This window comes from Spiroplasma endosymbiont of Lariophagus distinguendus, from assembly GCF_023846195.1.
GTDB lineage: Bacteria > Bacillota_I > Bacilli_A > Mycoplasmatales > VBWQ01 > Spiroplasma_E.
Map to the genome: position 1 here is coordinate 1 of NZ_JALMUW010000171.1, position 608 is coordinate 608.

Here is a 608-nt window from a genome sequence, read left to right on the forward strand (position 1 = left end):
TTTCTCCATTTTTTATTTTGTCCATTCAATCTTCTACTTCAAATAATTTTGCTTGTAAATATAAAATCTTATCACTATTTACTGATTGTATAATTTGGTCTCTCACTACTTTATGTCTTCTTGACATTCCGTTAATTATTTTTTCTTTATATTCATTAATATATTTTTGAGCCATTTTTCTTCTTATATTTTCAACTATTATCATATGTTCTTCACAAAAATATCTTATTTGAACATTATCTTTATCTAATTTTGTTGGTAAATTATTACAATTTGTTATATGTTTACCTAGAGTATTAACTTCACTAAAACAACATGGTATTTGTTCTTTATTCATTATCAAAGTCTCCTTCATTAATATAAATCTGAATATTAAATAAAACACTTTCTTTTCCTAATTTAAATGAATCACTAGAATTAGATTCTTTATTTTCTTTTAATTCCTCTATAATAAAATTGATTAATTTTTCTTTGTTAATACAATCTTTATGTGTTTTTTTATCTGTTATAATACTTTCAATTTTACCTAATTCATTATGCGTTAATTGTGCTAATTCTTCCTTAGTCATTATTTTTTCTCCTTATTTTTATTTAAATTCATAACTAAT

2 protein-coding genes are annotated in these 608 nt (G+C 21.1%); both read right to left on the reverse strand.

Going from position 1 to position 608, the window contains the following annotated elements; translation table 4 throughout:
* On the reverse strand, positions 1–337 hold a 337-nt coding region (locus tag M0D11_RS06370), incomplete at its 3' end, for a hypothetical protein (RefSeq protein ID WP_252321135.1).
* Positions 330–569 (reverse strand): hypothetical protein, encoded by a 240-nt coding sequence (locus tag M0D11_RS06375; protein ID WP_252321137.1) that lies wholly within the window; start codon positions 567–569, stop codon positions 330–332. The genes M0D11_RS06370 and M0D11_RS06375, both read right to left, overlap by 8 nt.
* Positions 570–608 lie beyond the last annotated feature (39 nt).